The 17,396-nt window shown below is 60.5% G+C and carries 19 protein-coding genes; 12 read left to right on the forward strand and 7 right to left on the reverse strand.

Translation table 11 applies throughout. The features are described 5' to 3' along the window. Positions 1-8 precede the first annotated feature (8 nt). From ACMVPR_RS08055 to ACMVPR_RS08065, 3 genes are all read left to right on the forward strand, one after another. A complete protein-coding gene (locus ACMVPR_RS08055) occupies positions 9-2,216 on the forward strand; it encodes a PepSY domain-containing protein (RefSeq protein ID WP_416882406.1) in 2,208 nt (735 codons plus the stop codon). Further along, positions 2,197-3,150 carry an FAD:protein FMN transferase gene (locus ACMVPR_RS08060; protein ID WP_416882407.1) on the forward strand — a complete coding sequence of 318 codons (954 nt, stop codon included), beginning with the start codon at positions 2,197-2,199 and terminating at the stop codon, positions 3,148-3,150. The genes ACMVPR_RS08055 and ACMVPR_RS08060 overlap by 20 nt, the downstream gene beginning before the upstream one ends. 62 nt (positions 3,151-3,212) lie before the next feature. Beyond that, positions 3,213-3,914, forward strand: a complete 702-nt coding sequence (locus ACMVPR_RS08065; protein ID WP_416882408.1) for a VIT1/CCC1 transporter family protein — start codon at positions 3,213-3,215, stop codon at positions 3,912-3,914. 1,154 nt (positions 3,915-5,068) lie between these two features. Here the strand turns inward: ACMVPR_RS08065 and ACMVPR_RS08070 are convergent. Together ACMVPR_RS08070 and ACMVPR_RS08075 are read right to left on the reverse strand one after the other, a co-directional pair. Then, complete coding sequence (locus ACMVPR_RS08070) at positions 5,069-5,398, reverse strand: chaperone modulator CbpM (RefSeq protein ID WP_416882409.1); 330 nt, start codon at positions 5,396-5,398, stop codon at positions 5,069-5,071. Next, on the reverse strand, positions 5,395-6,339 hold the full coding sequence (locus ACMVPR_RS08075; RefSeq protein ID WP_416882410.1) for a DnaJ C-terminal domain-containing protein: 945 nt from the start codon (positions 6,337-6,339) through the stop codon (positions 5,395-5,397). The genes ACMVPR_RS08070 and ACMVPR_RS08075 overlap by 4 nt, the downstream gene beginning before the upstream one ends. A gap of 297 nt (positions 6,340-6,636) precedes the next feature. Here ACMVPR_RS08075 and ACMVPR_RS08080 point away from each other — a divergent pair, with 297 nt between their 5' ends. Genes ACMVPR_RS08080 through ACMVPR_RS08090 form a run of 3 tightly spaced genes read left to right on the forward strand, consistent with a single transcriptional unit; the run spans position 6,637 to position 9,589 of the window. After that, the gene (locus ACMVPR_RS08080; RefSeq protein ID WP_416882411.1) at positions 6,637-7,710 is read left to right on the forward strand and encodes an efflux RND transporter periplasmic adaptor subunit; all 1,074 of its coding nucleotides are present in this window, start codon (positions 6,637-6,639) and stop codon (positions 7,708-7,710) included. Further along, on the forward strand, positions 7,710-8,915 hold the full coding sequence (locus ACMVPR_RS08085; protein ID WP_416882412.1) for an ABC transporter permease: 1,206 nt from the start codon (positions 7,710-7,712) through the stop codon (positions 8,913-8,915). Before ACMVPR_RS08080 ends, ACMVPR_RS08085 begins: the two co-directional genes overlap by 1 nt. Next, on the forward strand, positions 8,912-9,589 hold the full coding sequence (locus ACMVPR_RS08090; protein ID WP_416882413.1) for an ABC transporter ATP-binding protein: 678 nt from the start codon (positions 8,912-8,914) through the stop codon (positions 9,587-9,589). The genes ACMVPR_RS08085 and ACMVPR_RS08090 overlap by 4 nt, the downstream gene beginning before the upstream one ends. Before the next feature lie 18 nt (positions 9,590-9,607). Here the strand turns inward: ACMVPR_RS08090 and ACMVPR_RS08095 are convergent, their stop codons facing one another. The 5 genes from ACMVPR_RS08095 to ACMVPR_RS08115 all read right to left on the reverse strand — a co-directional run bounded on the left by ACMVPR_RS08095 (position 9,608) and on the right by ACMVPR_RS08115 (position 13,725). Further along, positions 9,608-10,363 carry an SDR family NAD(P)-dependent oxidoreductase gene (locus tag ACMVPR_RS08095; protein ID WP_416882414.1) on the reverse strand — a complete coding sequence of 252 codons (756 nt, stop codon included), beginning with the start codon at positions 10,361-10,363 and terminating at the stop codon, positions 9,608-9,610. Positions 10,364-10,448: 85 nt separating this feature from the next. Continuing rightward, a complete protein-coding gene (locus ACMVPR_RS08100) occupies positions 10,449-10,718 on the reverse strand; it encodes a hypothetical protein (RefSeq protein ID WP_416882415.1) in 270 nt (89 codons plus the stop codon). 116 nt (positions 10,719-10,834) lie between these two features. Beyond that, on the reverse strand, positions 10,835-11,221 hold the full coding sequence (locus ACMVPR_RS08105) for a hypothetical protein (RefSeq protein WP_416882416.1): 387 nt from the start codon (positions 11,219-11,221) through the stop codon (positions 10,835-10,837). A 6-nt stretch (positions 11,222-11,227) separates the two neighbouring features. Beyond that, complete coding sequence (locus tag ACMVPR_RS08110) at positions 11,228-11,659, reverse strand: cupin domain-containing protein (protein ID WP_416882417.1); 432 nt, start codon at positions 11,657-11,659, stop codon at positions 11,228-11,230. Between the two features lie 245 nt (positions 11,660-11,904). Beyond that, the gene (locus ACMVPR_RS08115) at positions 11,905-13,725 is read right to left on the reverse strand and encodes a PHA/PHB synthase family protein (protein WP_416882418.1); all 1,821 of its coding nucleotides are present in this window, start codon (positions 13,723-13,725) and stop codon (positions 11,905-11,907) included. A 268-nt stretch (positions 13,726-13,993) separates the two neighbouring features. Between ACMVPR_RS08115 and atpD the strand changes: the two genes are divergently transcribed. From atpD to ACMVPR_RS08145, 6 genes are read left to right on the forward strand one after another with little or no spacing between them, the layout of a single operon-like run. Beyond that, a complete protein-coding gene (gene atpD / locus ACMVPR_RS08120) occupies positions 13,994-15,472 on the forward strand; it encodes a F0F1 ATP synthase subunit beta (RefSeq protein ID WP_416882419.1) in 1,479 nt (492 codons plus the stop codon). After that, positions 15,469-15,879, forward strand: a complete 411-nt coding sequence (locus ACMVPR_RS08125; RefSeq protein WP_416882420.1) for a F0F1 ATP synthase subunit epsilon — start codon at positions 15,469-15,471, stop codon at positions 15,877-15,879. Before atpD ends, ACMVPR_RS08125 begins: the two co-directional genes overlap by 4 nt. Further along, positions 15,876-16,169, forward strand: coding sequence for an AtpZ/AtpI family protein (locus ACMVPR_RS08130; RefSeq protein WP_416882421.1), 294 nt, complete (start codon positions 15,876-15,878; stop codon positions 16,167-16,169). The genes ACMVPR_RS08125 and ACMVPR_RS08130 overlap by 4 nt, the downstream gene beginning before the upstream one ends. Then, positions 16,166-16,456 carry an ATP synthase subunit I gene (locus ACMVPR_RS08135; protein WP_416882422.1) on the forward strand — a complete coding sequence of 97 codons (291 nt, stop codon included), beginning with the start codon at positions 16,166-16,168 and terminating at the stop codon, positions 16,454-16,456. Before ACMVPR_RS08130 ends, ACMVPR_RS08135 begins: the two co-directional genes overlap by 4 nt. Further along, the gene (locus ACMVPR_RS08140) at positions 16,453-17,151 is read left to right on the forward strand and encodes a F0F1 ATP synthase subunit A (protein ID WP_416882423.1); all 699 of its coding nucleotides are present in this window, start codon (positions 16,453-16,455) and stop codon (positions 17,149-17,151) included. Before ACMVPR_RS08135 ends, ACMVPR_RS08140 begins: the two co-directional genes overlap by 4 nt. Then, positions 17,148-17,396 carry a F0F1 ATP synthase subunit C gene (locus tag ACMVPR_RS08145; RefSeq protein ID WP_416882424.1) on the forward strand — a complete coding sequence of 83 codons (249 nt, stop codon included), beginning with the start codon at positions 17,148-17,150 and terminating at the stop codon, positions 17,394-17,396. Before ACMVPR_RS08140 ends, ACMVPR_RS08145 begins: the two co-directional genes overlap by 4 nt.

Here is a 17,396-nt window from a genome sequence, read left to right on the forward strand (position 1 = left end):
GCCCGGCGATGATCCGCGCTCTACACCGTTGGCCGGGTCTTCTGGCCGCAACCCTTCTCATTGTCCTGACCCTCAGCGGGGCCGCTCTTTCGGTTTTTCCGGCGGCAGAGCGCCTGACCGCGCCGCAGGCTCAATCCGAGTTGAGCGTGGCAACGCTCGCAACCCGTATCCAGACTGCCTATCCCGGGGTCGAGCAGATCCGGCGGTCTCCTTCGGGTCAGATCACGGCCTACTGGTTTGTGGATGGTACGCCGGGGGCGGCGGTGATCGACCCTGCGACGGGACAGGGCGTGGGGTCTGCCGACCCCAATCAGGTCGAGCGCTGGCTGACCAATCTGCACCGGTCGTTGTTTCTGGGTGATGGCGGACGGATCGCCATGGCCATTGGTGCGGCGGCGATGCTGATCCTTTCCGTTTCCGGGTCTGTCCTCGTGGCGCGCCGTGCCGGTGGCTGGCGGCGCTGGTTCGCGCCGTTGCGGGGCCCTTTGTCTGGCCGATTGCATGTTGAAATTGCGCGGGTCGCGGTTCTGGGTCTTGCCTTGTCGTCGATGACGGCCCTCTGGATGTCGGCGTCTACCTTCGACCTGCTTCCCATCGCGGCATCCGCACCAGCCTTTCCGAACGATGTCAGCGGTGAGACAGGCGTTGCGATCGCGTCCATCGACTTGCTGGGACAGACCCCTGTGGCTGAACTGCGCGAAATGAACTTTCCCTATCCGGATGACGCGACTGACGTCTTCACCCTCAAGACGGATCTGGGGACAGGATATCTGGACCAGGGGACAGGTGCGGCGTTGGGTTGGACCGATCTGATCGGCTGGGAGCGCGTTTCGGAGACGATCTACATGCTGCATACCGGTCAGGGGGCGGCACTTCTTGGGCTGGTTCTCGGGCTGATGGCATTGGGCGTGCCGGTGTTGGGGGTCACGGGTGTCCTTGTCTGGCTGGCAGGACGGCGCAGCAGACCGCGCATCCCCGGGAACCAGCCGGCCGCCAAGGCCGAAACGATCCTGCTGGTTGGCAGCGAAGGGGGCAGCACTTGGGGCTTTGCGGCGACGCTTCATCAGGCACTGAGTGCGGCGGGGCAAACAGTCCATGTCGGGCTGATGTCCGGCTTTGATCCGGCGCACCACGCAAAGGCACAGCGGTTCGTGATCCTTGCGGCAACCTATGGCGACGGCGATGCGCCGGAAACCGCCAAAGGGTTCCTTGATCGTCTGAAAGCGCTGGGAACCGCGCCCGCAGCACCGATTGCAGTGCTTGGGTTTGGCGATCGCAGCTATCCGGAGTATTGCCGCTACGCCCAAAGGGTTGCGGAAATGGCTAAAACGCGGGGCTGGAACATGCTTTTGCCCTTCGACACCATCGACCGCCAGTCGCCGCAGGATTTCGCGCGCTGGGGGCGTCTGTTGGGTCAGGCGCTTGGCATTAACCTTGAACTGGTCCACCAGCCCATTGTGCCCCCAACCGAGATGCTGACCCTGGTTTCGCGCCGCGACTACGGGGCGGAAATGCAGGCACCTACCGCAATCCTGCGCTTTGCACTGCCACGCGTGACTCTTTGGCAAAAATTGACAGGGCAAGGCTTTGCCCGATTTGAGGCGGGTGACCTTTTGGCTATCGTGCCAGAAGGTTCCGCAATCCCGCGTCTGTATTCTCTGGCTTCTGACCGGCGCGACGGGTTCGTCGAGATCGTCGTGAAGCGTCAGCCTAGCGGGCTGTGTTCCGCGCAACTGACCCAGCTTGCTCTAGGGGATACGGCCAAGGGATATATCCGTCGCAATCCCGGCTTCAAACCGGGCAAGGGCCGCGCACCGCTGATCCTGATCGGTGCCGGCACGGGCATTGGCCCGCTGGCGGGGTTCATTCGTAGCAACAAAGGGCATCGCCCCATTCACCTCTTCTTTGGTATGCGCCATCCGCAGAATGACTTTCTTTACGGGCAAGACCTTTCAGATTGGCAGACCGAGGGTCGTCTGACCCGTCTGGACACCGCGGTCTCTCGCGCGGCCAACCCAAGCTACGTGCAGGACACGCTGCGTGCCGAGGGTGTCGAAGTGGCCCGCCTGATCAAGGGCGGTGCACGCATTATGGTTTGCGGCGGGCGAGGCATGGCGGCCGGTGTCACGGATGCGCTAGCTGATATTCTGAAACCAATGGGACTGACGCCGCAGGCGTTGAGGGCAGAGGGACGCTATGTCGAAGATGTCTACTGATCCAACTCGCTACGCGCTGCATGGGCCAACAATGGGCACGCGCTGGTCAGCGCAGTTCCATGCAGACCCAAGCTTTGATCCGGAGTCCGCGCGCGGGGCGCTACAGACTGCAGTGGATGAAGTGGACGCACAGATGTCAACGTGGAAACCCGACAGCGACCTGATGCGCCTGAATGCGGCACCTGTCGGCGTATGGCAGGCGGTCCCAGCGCGGTTGCTGGATGTCTCGGTGCTCGGGCGCGATGTCGGGCGGGCCTCTGGCGGGGCGTTTGACATGGGGCTTGGTGATGCGGTGGCGGCTTGGGGTTTCGGCGCGGATGAAGCCGACCCTACGCACATCAGGGCTGCGATGGCGCGTCGTCGAGTTGAGACTGCGCTCGAGATTGATGTTGCTGGCGCCCGTGTCCGCAAGACCGCCGATATTACACTAGATTTGAACGGTATCGCCAAGGGATATGGGGTTGACCGTCTGGCTGATACGTTGGTTGCGCTCGGTATTCCGGCGGCTCTGGTCGGGATCGACGGTGAAATGCGCGCGGTGGGGTTGCGGCCTGATGGCTCGCCATGGACCATCGCCGTCGAAGCACCTGATCCCGAGCGCCGAGCGCCGCATTCGGTTCTTGCGTTGCACGACGCCGCTGTGGCCACGTCAGGCGATTACCGCCATTGGGTCGAGGTGCAGGGCCGCCGCCTGTCCCACACGATGGACTTTTCACGGGGTGCGCCGCTCCTTGCGCCGCCCGCTTCGGTGACCGTGATCGCGAAAACCTGTGCCGAAGCCGATGCATGGGCCACTGCGCTGATGGTTCTTGGGGTTGATGCAGGGGCGACGCTAGCCGAGCAACGTGGACTGGATGTGCTGTTTCTGGTGCGCGATGACCAGAACGGCTTTCAAAGCCAAGCCGTTGGTCGCCTGTTTTCGGAACAGCCGTAAGTGGGTGTTTAAGGACTTGACCGAAAAGTTCCAAACCAAGCTGAACGAAAAGAAAAAGCATAGTGAGCCGCCTGACACACTCGGAAACCCATATGGTGCATCGGATCGGCTGGCTGCGGGCCGCGGTCCTTGGTGCAAATGACGGCCTTGTCTCGACGGCGACCCTTGTCGTCGGGGTTGCCGCTGCGGGGTCGGGACGCCCCGAAGTACTGATTGCCGGACTTGCAGGCCTTGTAGCTGGTGCCATGTCCATGGCGGCGGGAGAATATGTCTCGGTCAGTTCGCAAACCGATGCGGAGCAGGCAGATATCGCGCGCGAAACGAAGGAGTTGGCGGAAACGCCTGAGGCTGAGTTGGTTGAATTGACCGGGATCTATGTGGCGCGCGGTTTGGATGAAACACTCGCCCGTCAGGTCGCTGAGAAACTGACCGCAAATGACGCGCTTGGCGCGCATGCGCACGATGAGCTTGGCATCTCTGAAACCGTCGTGGCGCATCCCTTTCAGGCAGCGCTGGTTTCAGCGGCGACCTTCAGCATTGGCGCGGTTGTGCCGCTGGTCGTGGCTGCGCTGTCGCCAACGGCGCAGATCACTTCGATCGTCGCTGTGACAACGCTTGTTGCGTTGGCCGTTCTGGGTGGACTTGGCGCATCGGCAGGTGGGGCCGGGATCATCAAGGGGGCTGTGCGTGTGACATTCTGGGGGGCGCTTGCCATGGCGGCGACTGCTGTTGTGGGCATGGTTTTCGGGGTTGCAGCTGGCTAAAAATTCGCCCACGTGGGGAAGAGCTGCTATCGTTCAAAAGCTTCGGTGTATTCGAAAATACAAGGCCGAACAAAACCTAAGGTAGTTGAGGTTTAGCGAAGGACATCCGGTTCGATATCTTTTTTGAAATCAATGCGGATGTTTTCTTCCGGCGGATGGTCTTGCGCAGCTTCGTTGATTGAAAACTATGATGAAAGACAGCTCAGCCGCTGTTCTAATCCTCAAATCGATGCAAAACGCGCTGACTTCAGACACTCAGAATTAACTTCCGCAATCAATGGTATTGCAGCCAAACTTGCAGTTGCAGCGCATTCATCCTACACCCACTGTCGGACGTTTACACCGACAAAATGCCGCGCGATGTACAAACGGCTGTTCTAGAGAAGCTGCACTGCGGCAAAGGCTGCACCGGCGAAGGGCAGCTTTGGGCCGTTCTTACTATTGACGCAAAAGAGCCAAAGGCCGGGGGGGGCACGTCGCCATCAACTCAAAGCGTCGATGTCGCAATACCAAATACAATCTCGTTCCAATCGGCTTCATAAACCGAAATGCACACGACGCAGTGCGAGATAACGCGATCGAAACATGAACATGCGCTGCACACGATGCCGTTCAACTGATTGAAATAAAATCAAAATCTCCACCGTCCATCATGGCCGCAGAAGATAACCGCGCGGCCTCGGTGGCTGCGTTGTGGGGCATTCCTAATTCTCCTATGGTCCGCGATCCGGTTTTCGGGACCATGTTGGACACTTACTGCACACGAATTGGGGCAGTCTAGCCCCCCGAGGGTGAAGACAGGCAAACGGCGGTGTTTAGGTGGGTTTGTGAACCTGCCCCCTTTCTCCATCGCACGATCCAGACAGGACGCGATCGTCAAGAAACGTTTGCGAAGTTGCGCGATCCCCTGCGCTTTTCACGTGCATACCACCGCCTTGCTGATTGCTGCTAAATCAGTTTCGCTCCATTCCTCCATCGGCACTGTAAGCGGACGAGACCCAGAAAGACCTTGCCAATAATTTCCGACAAGAGCAGTCGTTGTTCTGTGATGGGGGCAGACGCAGTGTGGTCCACCTGCCAAAGCAAGTGCCGAGGACAAGGGTGGCGTTTTGTCTTTTTTGCGGACAACCTCTTGGGTCCAGCCCAAGTCCCGCTCAGGATTTTTTCAGTTCTGCCATGATCCCTGTCTGGAGTTCTGTTGGCAGGGCATCAATAACGCCAGCCAAGGTCGCAAGGTCCTGCCGCGCGGCGTGCAATTGGTCGATGAGCGAAATCACGATGCCCAGGCCGGTCTCATCCAGATCGAGGTCTTGGGACAGATCGCACAAAAGCTCCAGCCGCGCGAGATCTATGCGGCCAAAGACATATGCGCCCGCTTCGCGCTCTGGCTTGACGAAATTACATTCGATGAAGCTGACAAGCTGGCTGCGCGTGAGCCGCGTCACGGTCGCGACGACATCGTCTTCGGAATAGCGGTCTGTCATGTCCCGGCCCCTTTCATCAGATCGGCACGCGGGTCGTAGGCATGGGTCTTGCGCCATTCCGCAAGGAACTCGCGTAGTCCAACGTCCACGTCAGGCGGCGCGACGATCTTCAGCTCGACCCGCTGATCTCCCTTCGTCTTGCTCCCCGCACGTGTAACCCCGCGCGCCCGCAGACGCAGGACCTGGCCCGAGCTTGCCGCCGACGGAATGGTGAGGCCCACCGGGCCGTCGATGGTCGGTGCCGTGACCTTGCCGCCGAGAACAGCCTCGTCGATGGTGATCGGGAGCGTCAGGAGAATGTCGTCGCCCTCGCGACGAAAAACCGGATGGGGCCGGACATGAACGGTGATGAGCGCATCACCTGCTGCACCGCCACCCATGCCAGGCGCGCCCTTGCCGCGCAGTCGCAGCGTCTGTCCGTCTTCGGTGCCCTGCGGGATCTTGACTGCAAGGCTCTGGCCATCAGGCAAGGTGATACGAGTCTCGGCGCCTCTTGCAGCATCCAGAAACGGCACCTCGAGCGTATAGCGCATATCTGGTCCATGGGCCGAAAATCCACGGTCGGCAAAGTCAGCACCGGACGACCCCGTACGATTGCGCAGAATTTCTGCGAAGATGTCAGCTGGATCGGCATCCGCGCCGAACCCGCGCCCTTGTTGGTAAGTGTTGTTCGGGGCACCTGCGAAATCACGATAGTACTGCCGCTGAGGGCGCTCTGCGCCGAGGCCGTCGATCTCTCCCGCATCGTATCGTGCGCGGGTCTCGGGGTCTTTCAGGATCTCGTAGGCGGCAGAAATCGACTTGAACCGCGCCTCGGCCCCTGCGTCGTCTGGGTGCAGATCGGGGTGGCTTGTCCGCACCAGTTTCCGATACGCCTTCTTTATGTCGTCAGCCGTGGCGGCCTTCGTGAGGCCGAGCACTTCGTATGGATCGTTGGACATCCGGGCTCCTTGTTCGACACCCATCACATGGAGAGGCGGCAAGCCCCTGCAAACGGAATTGACGCGTTCACAATGCCATAGCCTCGCGTGCTTCGTCGCTGATCTATGTCAGGGTGGGAAAGGCATGATCCGGTGTAATTCGAAAGGTGGTGTTTCACCGAAGAATTCGACTCACCAGTGCGCAAAGACCTTTCGGAAGGAGCAGGCTTGGAGGCGAAAAAAACAAACAAACAAACAAAGGGCGAAAGGATCTCCCTGTCGCAAGACAAGCCGGTATCCGCGCCCCTTGTTCCAGCTTTGCGTCCGGTCGCGCCCAAGCCTGCCACAAAGCGTCGACTCTGGCTTTGGGGCGCTGCCGGGCTGCTGGGCCTGGCACTCGCTGGCTTCGTCTGGTCCCAGTTCTGGATGGCGCGGCCAACAGCGGTCGCGGTTGAGATCGCGGCTCTCGCCCCGGTTACGCGTGTGCTTGCGGTCAACGGCCGGATCGCGGCACTTCGATCCGTCGATGTAAGATCCGTTGTGCCTGGCAACCTGGTGGGGCTTCAGGTTGCAGAGGGCGACATCGTGGAGAAAAACCAGATCCTGGCGCAAGTCGACGCGGCGGCGCAGAATGCCACTGTCCGGCAGGCCATGGCCGCATTGGACGCCGCTCTCGTGGCGCAGCAGCAGGCAACCGAAATCTATGAGCGCGCGGCCACACTGGGGAACAACATTCCCAGATCTGAACTGGAGGCGAACGCCTACGCCGTCCAGTCGTCAACACAGGAGGTCGCCCGCCTCACGGCCGCTCTGGATCAGGCGCAAATCGTTCTGGAGGATTATACGATCCGTGCCCCCGTCGCCGGAACCGTTCTTGAACTGGACGCCGAAGAGGGGCAGATCGTTGGCCCCACCAGCCGCCTGCTCACCCTCGCCGATCTGAGCGAGATACTGGTCGAGGCCGATGTCGACGAGGCCTATGCGACCCAGATCGCCGCAGGCCAGCCCGCCGTGCTGCAACTGGCCGGTAACACCGGAACGCACCAGGGACATGTCAGCTTCGTATCAAACCGCGTGGATGAAGCGACCGGTGGGCTTGCGATCAAGATCAGCTTTGATGCCCCGGTTGCGGCACCGGTCGGCCTGACCGTTACTACGAATATCATCGTGGACCAGCGCGATGCGGCGCTGACCGTGCCGCGCACCGCCTTGGTGAATGGTGACGCAGTTTTCGTGGTTGTAGACGGCGTGGCACGGCTGAACCCCGTGACGGTTGTCGAATGGCCCGCAGCACGATTGATTGCAACGGCGGGGCTGGAGGAAGGCAACGCCGTGATCTTCGATGCAACAGGCATCTCGGACGGTCAGTTGGTCGCCGTGGATAAACCCTGATGCTTTACGCGCTCAAGATTGCGACCCGTTACCTCACGGCCAACAAGGCCCAGACCGCCCTTCTGGTGTCAGGTGTCGCGGTAGGCGTGTTCATCTTCATCTTTATGTCAGCCCTAATAGGCGGCTTGGCCGAATTCATCCTTTCGCGCACCGTAGGTGACATTTCACATATCACCATAGAAGCGGAAACTGCCGACCCGGCCGTGCTGATCTCGCCAGAAGGACATGTGCTGGTCGTCGCCGAACGGAGTCGCGCACGCGCGGCAAATCTGGCCGAGGCCGCCACGTGGTTGCCACTGATCGAGGCCGTTCCTGGCGTGCGCGCCGTCTCACCACAGATCACTGGTGCCGGGTTTCTCACCCGCGGCGCGCAGGTTTCTCAGGTTAGCGTGACCGGGGTCGAGCCGGGGCGCGAATCCGCGATCCTTGATCTGGCAGGCTACATGGTTGCGGGAGATGTGCGGCTCGGCTCAGGGCTGATCGTTCTTGGACGTGACTTGGCCGATGATCTTGCGCTGTCGGTCGGTCAGTCACTTCGGCTCCAAAGTTCGAATGGCGTCACGTCAACGCTGACCCTCAGCGGCATATTCAAGACCGGCAATGGTGGGATGGACGGCGCACGTGCGTTTGTCAGTCTTTCGACCGCTCGAACATTGTTTTCCATGCCGCAAGGCGTCACGCGGATCGAGATCAAGCTGAACGATCTGAATGCCGCCGACGCCACTGCTCAGCGTATACGCGCCTTGACGGGGCTTGATGCCACGCCTTGGACGGACGGGGCTGAACAATTGATGGAGGCGCTGAATGCTCAAGCCCAGACCGGGTATTTCCTCAAGACATTCGCGCTTATCACCATCGTGATCGGAGTCGCCTCAGCGCTTCTGCTCTCCACCTATCGCCGTCGCCCCGAGATCGGGATCATGCGGGCGATGGGGGCAGGACGCGGGTTTGTGATCTTTGTCTTTGTTACGCAAGGGGCGCTGATCGGACTGATGGGCGGCGTCACGGGCGCAGCGCTGGGATATCTCGCACTGCTGCCCTTTCCCTCGCGTGACGCGTTCCAGCCGGGAACCCTGCCGATGGACATCACACAAGGATCCTATGGTCTGGCCATCACACTCACGGTGATCGGCGCGATCCTGGCCTCGATCCTGCCTGCACGTTCAGCCGCACGGGTCGATCCGGTCACGGCGATCGGCCAATGAGCGCGCTTCTCGAGGTCCACGACCTGTTCAAGACATACGGGACGGGAGAAGCGGCAACACGGGTGCTGCGCGGCCTGTCGTTGTGCCTTGAGGCGGGTGAAATGGCAGCGCTTCTGGGTCCGTCCGGTTCAGGCAAAAGCACACTCCTGACGATCCTTGGCACATTGATGAAGCCCACGTCCGGCAGTTACGAAATGCTCGGTCAGGACATGATCGCCGCAGATGACAAAGCGTTGACCGACTTTCGCAATGCCCATATCGGCTTCGTTTTCCAGTTCCACAACCTTCTGCCGGATTTCACTGCGCTGGAAAACGTTATTTTCCCCACCGCTGTACGTGATGGGCGCGAGACGCCCGCCGCCCGTGCGCGTGGCCGAGAATTGCTGTCCCGCATGGGGCTGGCCGACCGGATCGATTTCCCTTCAGCCAACCTATCGGGTGGGCAAAAACAGCGGGTCGCTGTTGCACGCGCCTTGATGAACAGTCCGGAACTGGTGCTGGCGGACGAGCCGACCGGCAACCTCGACCGCGCCTCAGCAAATCAGGTGATGGACCTGATCGAGCAGATCAACCGTGAGGAAGGCACGACGTTCCTGATCTCGACCCATGACGAAAAGATTGCAGGTTTCTGTCGGCGCCAGATCGTGGTGGGCGATGGGGTTGTAACAGGGTAGGCTTGGATGACTGACCGCCTACTGCGCGGTATAGCCTCCATCGACAAGATGGTAGCTTCCGGTGATAAAGCTGGCATGATCCGAAAGCAGGAAACAGGTCAGCGCCGACACCTCCGCGGCCTCACCAAGACGTCCGACCGGGTGCAGGGCGGCGATGCCGTCGAGTGCGGCTTCATCCAGGTGCTTTTCCAAAAGCGGCGTCGCGATGAATCCCGGACCGACCGCGTTTACCCGAACCCCGGCTTTGGCATATTCGATAGCGGCAACCTTTGTCAGGCCGACGACCCCATGTTTGGCAGCGACATAGGCTCCGGCAGTCGCAAAACCGACTGACCCAAGGATAGACGCCATATTGACGATCGCGCCGCCGCCTGCATTGACCATTTCAGGAAGGCCAAAGCGCATGCCATGAAACACGCCGGTCAGGTTGACGTCGATGACCTGTTGCCAGCCATCCAGAGGGTATTCTCCAACCGGATGCGCCGGACCGCCAATACCGGCATTGTTAACAAGAAGGTGCAATCCATCCGTCTGCGCCACAGCGAACGCTACAAGGGCCTCCACATCAGCGGCGACACTTGTGTCGGTCTTGTGGGTGAAGGCGGTGCCACCGGACGCCTTGATCTGCTCGGCCACGGCGGACATCCCCGCTTCGTCCATATCCGCCAAGACCACTCTGGCCCCATAACGTGCCAGATCATGCGCTATTGCGGCACCGATGCCCGACGCGGCACCGGTCACGATGGCTGTCTTGTCGTCGAAATCAAATGTCATGATGGCTCTCCTGAAAATGGAAATGTTCAGGAGAGGATGCACAGGTTGCATCGCTGCGCGCTAACCTGTGTCAAAGCGGTCGCTTTCAATCTTGCCTGCCCTTGCCTAGGTTTCGGGCGATGACAAATGCTGCGGTGAATGCAATCTGAGAGGCAAGGTCGGTTTCACCGATTGCAGGTGCCGCCGGTTGGGACACCGGCGGGTCAGTCAGTGTCTTTTTCGTAAAACGATTTCCGGCGAGGACCAGAAAGACCGCAGCCAAAACTGTCAATCCGAGGCCGATCAAGAACGACGCAGAAGCTTGCCCTACGACAACACTGAGCATGAGATGCGCCGAGACCGTCAGGAACGCCACTCCTGCGGCTCCGGCCAGCACTCCGGCCAGAGCCAGCAGGGTCGGCACCAACAAGTGTCGCGCGTCTTTTCGGACGCTGCGACCAATGCTGTGCACGACGTCATCGACAATACCCATCACCGCCGCGAAAGGGTGCCAACCAGAAAACCCGCGCCCGCGGCGAGGCCAATTGTCATAAAAGGGTGAGATGCAACGGACATCTCCAGTTGCGCCTCTGCAGAGCGGCCCTTGCTTTCTGCATAATGCTTCGCTTCGTCAAAGCCTTCCGCGATGTCCGCTGCCATGTGGCTGCTTCGCCGTCCCGCGATCGCGCTGACAGTCTCTGTGAGACGCGACATATCCTGCCGAAGGGCGACCAATTGACGACTGACCGCCTCGATATCGGTTGCGGCGGTGGGTTGCGGGTTCGTCTTGCTATCAAGTGACATTTTGATTTCCTTTGGTTGTTCGAGATTGTGGTGTTGTGCCGTCGAACCTGGTGTCCGAGAGCGGCTTTTTTGCATCGCACATCATGTTTGGGCCGAAACCCGGACCACCTCTGCCGCCTGCTCGGTGGCTGTTCCTAAGAAACCCTCGTCGGATGCATCAGCCTCGGCCTTGGTCTTTTGAACCAGCTGGTCCTCGTGATGCGGCGGCCCGTAAACGGTGTACAGCTTGAGCGCCTTATGCCCTGTGCAGATCACATTGTGATGCGCACCCGCGGGCACGACGATACCGTCGCCAGCCTTGACCTTGTGCGTCACGCCGTCGATCACGACCATCCCCTTGCCCTCTTCGATGCGAAAGAACTGGTCCGTGTCAGCGTGTATCTCACCACCGATTTCCGTCCCAGGCTCAAGCGACATCAAAACCAATTGCAACTTGGTCCCAGAATAAAGAACGTGCCGAAAGTCGGTGTTCTCGTCCGTCAGTTCTTCGATATTCGCAACATATCCGATCATGGTGCCTCTCCGTTCATTTCATCGTCTGGTTCGAAGACATGACCCTGTGTGCCGCAGATAAATCTTCACCGCACTGATCGGCGTTAGCAGCATGATGCGTTTCATTTCGTTGCGGTGCGGTTGGCCATAATCCGCCTTTGGTCGAGCGTCCTCACCACAGGCGTCATGAATCGCGCCGCTTCGCTTCATGGCCCGATGACGCGGCCACTCGAGGCGACCTACCACCGCCAAAAGCGGGCTTGGGATCAGGTTTGGTGAACGTAGGTGCCAGGCGCCGCTACGATCGGGACCAAGCCCCTGTCTGGCGCACCGATGGAAGGTGCAGGCACAACACCGCTGCTTTTCTCTTCCAGCCAGCTCGTCCACGCGGGCCACCATGAGCCCGGTTGCGGCGTATTTTGCGCGACCCACGCTTCGGGACCCACGTAAAACGCCCCAGCCGTCCGACGCGACATCCGATGGTGACCGCGCGCCAGCTTTGGCTCGTTGATGATCCCGCTGTTGTGGCCCCCGCTTGTCAGGACAAATGTCATATCGCTGTCGGTAAACAGTTGGGTTTTGTAGACGGACTTCCACGGCGCGATATGGTCAGTTTCTGTGCCCACCGCGAATATCGGAGCCGAGATGTCCTTGAGCGCGATCACCCGTCCGTTGATGGCAAACCGGCCTGCCGTCAGCCGGTTTTCGAGGAATAAGCCACGCAGATATTCAGAATGCATTCGGGCAGGCATCCGGGTCGTGTCGGACACCCAGACACCCATATCGGTCGGCAGTTCCTCTTTCCCAAGATAATAGCGCCGCACGGCACGGGAATAGATAAGATCCTCCGACCTGATAGCCGAAAAGGCGCGCGCCATTTGGGGTCGGTCAAGATAGCCCTTCTCCCACATCATGTCCTCAAGGAATGCGATCTGGCTTTCGTCCAGAAACAACAGCAACTCGCCCGCCTCGGCAAAGTCGACCTGTGCTGCCATGAGCGAGATTGACGCAAGCCGTTCGTCGTTGTCACGCGCCATTGTGGCCGCCGCAATCGCGAGGATTGTGCCGCCCAAGCAATAGCCGACCGCATGAACTTTGCGCTCCGGCACGATGGCATTCACCGCATCGAGAGCCGCGATCACGCCGCGTTCGCGGTAGTCCTCCAGCGACAGGTCCGCTTGATCGGCGGTCGGGTTGCACCACGAGATCATGAAGACGGTAAACCCCTGATCCACAAGGTATTTGACCATGGAATTGTGCGGCGAGAGATCAAGAATGTAGTACTTCATGATCCAGGCCGGAACGATCAGGATCGGCTCGGCCTGCACCTTATCGGTCTGAGGCGCATACTGGATCAACTCGAAAAGATCATTGCGGAACACCACCTCGCCCGGTGTGCAGGCCAGATCCTTGCCGATCTGAAAGCCCTCTGGTGCGGGTTCATGGACCTGAGCAACGGTGCTTACAAAATCATGTATGAAGTTGTGCGCACCCTCAGCCAGATTTTTGCCGCTGCTCTTGCGCGTTTCCTCGATGATCTCGGGATTTAGGGCGGGAAAATTGGACGGCGACAACAGGTCAAGCATCTGACGCGCCATGAAACGGGTCCTTTCTGCGTCCTCGGGGCGCAATCCGCGCAGATGGTCGGTTGCATAATCCCACCAGTCCTGCACCGCGAGAAACCCCTGCTGCATGTTTCTGAACGGCGGCTTTTCCCATCCGGGATGCCGGAAACGATGATCGTAGGCCTTTGGCACAAAGGCCGATTGCGCGTCGCTGTTTGGCGAAAGCGACTGCCCCAACAGCCTTGTCATATTTTCCTGCGCGCGCTCGGCCAACTCAAGCTGGCGGCCCGGTGCCTGGGCCAGATGCTGTGCCCAATCGCTCCAGGCTTCGATGAACGCATGGGGGGACACGCCGGCCGACATGTAGGCGACCGCTGCCCGTGAGGCGCGATCAAGGTTTTCGTGTGGATGGGTCTTTGTTGACTCGGCTTGCTGCTGTGATGCAGTGGCGATCTTAGCGGGAAGCTGGACCCGCGGCGCGTCTCGCGCAGGTGCCTTGGTCTGCTGAGTGCGCTTGGTCATCTTTGCGATCCTATGCTTATGCGTTTTGTGTCTGAACGCCATCTTCCGCATTGATCTGTTCGGGCTGACCAAAGCCGGAGCGGCGCATACGCCCTGTGTGGCAAACGACCGTGTTGGTCGCATTGATGCAGGTTAGCGCCCACCGTCGCGCAGAGTTCTATGCTTCTCAAAAGTGTTCCCCGCAGGCTGCCGTTTTTGGCTGGTTGCCCGCGACAGGAAAGCAAAGAGGCCCCGTTTGACACCCAAACGCTCAGATCCGACACCGAAGATGGACCCTACCCGGGTCGGGAACGGCGCACAGGTGGATGATTGCGACTTGCCTATCCACGGTGTTGTGCATGCCGTCAGAGGAGCGGTTGTAGATGTTGTCTTTGCCGGGCCTGACCTGCCGTCAATCAATTCTGCACTGGTGGTGGCATGGGACCGGCCGACTGCCCTCATTCTCGAAGTCCACAGCCACCTCAATCAGAAAACCGTCCGTGCGGTGGCGTTCCAATCCACCGCCGGCCTTGCCCGTGGCGTGCCGGTGCAGGCCAGCGGCGTGCCGGTGACCGTGCCCGTGGGCGAAGCCGTTCTTGGAAGGCTTCTGGATGTCGTGGGTAACGTGCAGGACGACGGGCCTGCCCTTCCTGACGATACGCCGCGACGGTCGATCCACGCCCTGCCGCCGCTTCTGACATCCCAGACTGGCGCCACCGATGTGTTCGAGACGGGGATCAAGGTGATCGACCTGCTGACGCCGATGGCGCAGGGCGGCAAGGCCGCGATGTTCGGCGGCGCGGGCGTGGGCAAGACCGTTCTGGTGATGGAACTGATCCGCGCCATGGTCGAGAATTATGAAGGTATCTCCGTCTTCGCGGGCGTCGGTGAGAGATCGCGCGAGGGGCATGAGCTGCTGACCGAAATGCAGGACTCGGGCGTGCTGGAGCGCACCGTGCTGGTCTACGGTCAGATGAACGAGCCACCCGGAGCGCGCTGGCGGGCTCCGCTCACAGCCTTGACGATTTCGGAATACTTCCGCGACCAGAAGCACAAGAACGTCCTTCTTTTGATGGATAACGTGTTCCGTTTTGTTCAAGCCGGAGCCGAGGTTTCCAGCTTGCTAGGCCGCCTGCCCTCGCGCGTCGGCTATCAACCAACGCTGGCGACCGAGGTGGCGGGCCTGCAAGAGCGTATTGCCTCTGTGGCAGGCTCTGCCGTGACCGCGATTCAAGCGGTCTACGTGCCTGCCGACGATTTCACTGACCCCGCTGTGACCACGATTTCCGGGCACATGGATTGCGTGATCATGTTGTCCCGCGCCCAGGCCTCCGAAGGGTTCTATCCGGCGATTGACCCGCTGGGGTCGTCATCGATGCTGCTCGATCCGCTGGTTGTCGGTGACGCACATTACCAGACTGCCGAAGCTGTCCGTCAAACGCTGGCCAGGTTCCGCGAGTTGACCGACATCATTTCGCTGCTTGGGGTGGAGGAATTGGGCACTGCCGACCGATTGATCGTCAAACGCGCACGCCGGTTGCAACGGTTCCTGACCCAGCCCTTCATGGTGACCGAGGCCTTTACCGGCACACCGGGTGCGAGCGTGCCCCTTACCGAGACCCTCTCGGGGTGCCGCGCCATTCTGGACGGCGACGCCGACGCGTGGTCCGAAAGCTCTCTCTACATGATCGGAACGCTGGAGGACGCAAGACAGAAAGAGGCGGTCGCAAATGCCAACGCCGCCACCGACGCCGAGGAAGCGGCATGAGAGTGCGGATCGTGACTCCCCTGTCCGTCGCTGTGGACGAAGATGCCGAAAGCTTGCGGGCTCAGGACGCCAGCGGCAGCTTCGGCATTCGGCCCGGCCACGCCGCATTCCTGACAGCGCTCTCGGTCTCCATCCTCAGTTGGAAGACCGCCGGTTTCGAGCGGTTCTGCGCCTTGCGCGGTGGGGTGCTGACCGTGACCGGCGGCAGCAGTGTCACGATCGCCACCCGCGAGGCAGTGGCGGGCGACGATCTGGCCACGCTGGACGCGGAGGTTCTGACCCGGTTTCAGACCGACGCGGACGAAGAACGGGTTGAGCATGTCGAGACGATGCGCCTGCAGATGAACGCCATCCGCCAGATGATCAGCGGGTTGCGTCGGGGCGCAGACACGGGAAAGTTCCGGTGACCGAAGACCCCTCTGAGCCCCCAGAGACCGATCCTCTCGTCGAGGAAATCCGCAAGCATCGCAGCCGGCGCGAACAGTGGCTGCGCGAAGGTGACATGTCCGTCGGGAGGCGTCTGGCGCAGATCGGCGTGCTGGGCTGGATCCTTGTGGTGCCGACACTGGCGGGCCTGTTCTTCGGACGCTGGCTCGATGCGCAATTCGAGACGGGCATCTTCTGGAGCGCCCCGATGATGCTGCTTGGGCTTTGCATAGGCGGCTGGACCGCTTGGAAATGGATGAACGCACGATGACCGATCCCTCCACTCTCCCGCTCATCGTCCTTCTTCCGATCTGCTTTCTGGGCGGGCTCTTCATCGGATGGGGCTATTTCCGTGCGCTTCGCGAGACCGCCAACCTGATCGTGGGCGGAGACAAACCGCTCAGGGCGATCGCCCTGACCCTCGCGCGCATCTCGCTTCTGGCCACTGGCTTCTTCATCGCCGTTCTCGCAGGCGGCCTTGCCCTGTTGGCGGCCCTTGCGGGACTCCTCTGCGCCAAGTGGATCATGCTCCGCAGGATGCAGGAGATCCAAACATGAACTCTCCGCTCAACTCCACCGTTCTGTTCCAGATCGGACCGGTTCCGATCACACAAGCCATCGTCACGACATGGGCGATCATGGCAATACTGGTGATCGGGGCCTATGCCCTAACCCGCCGCTTAGACCTCAGACCAACCCGGCGGCAGGCGGCGCTGGAACTGATGGTCGCCACGCTCGACACCCAGATCACCGAGACGACGGGTGCTGCGCCCGCACCCTATCGCGGGTTCATTGGCACGCTCTTTCTCTTCATTCTTGTAGCGAATTGGTCCTCGCTTGTGCCGGGGATCGACCCTCCGACCGCACAGCTTGAAACCGATGCCGCCCTCGCCGTTCTGGTGTTCCTGTCCGTGATCTGGTTCGGGATACGCGCAGGCGGCGTTGGTGGCTGGCTGAAATCCTTTGCCGCACCAAACCCGGTGATGATCCCGCTAAACATCCTGCAAAGCCTGACGCGGGTCTTTTCCATGTTCGTCCGTCTGTTCGGCAACGTGATGAGCGGCGTGTTCGTCATCGGCATCGTCGCCTCGCTGGCGGGCCTGCTGGTGCCGATCCCGCTGATGGCGCTCGATCTGCTGACCGGGCTGGTGCAGGCCTACATCTTCGCAGTGCTGGCGATGGTGTTCATTACCTCTGCGGTCGAGGACGGCGCACCCAAAACCGATCTGTCCCAAAAGAAAAAGGATACATGATGGACTACGCTGCCATTGCCAGCATTTTCTGCGCCGCCTTTGCGGTCGCCTTTGGCGCAATAGGTCCCGCCCTTGCCGAAGGGCGCGCCGTCGCCGCCGCGATGGACGCCATTGCCCGACAGCCTGACGCTGCAAATACGATTTCGCGCACGCTGTTCGTTGGGCTTGCGATGATCGAGACGACGGCAATCTATTGTCTGGTGATCGCGCTCCTGCTGCTCTTCGCCAACCCGCTACTGGCATGA

The sequence above is a fragment of the Marivita sp. genome, from assembly GCF_048006345.1.
Classification (GTDB): domain Bacteria; phylum Pseudomonadota; class Alphaproteobacteria; order Rhodobacterales; family Rhodobacteraceae; genus Marivita.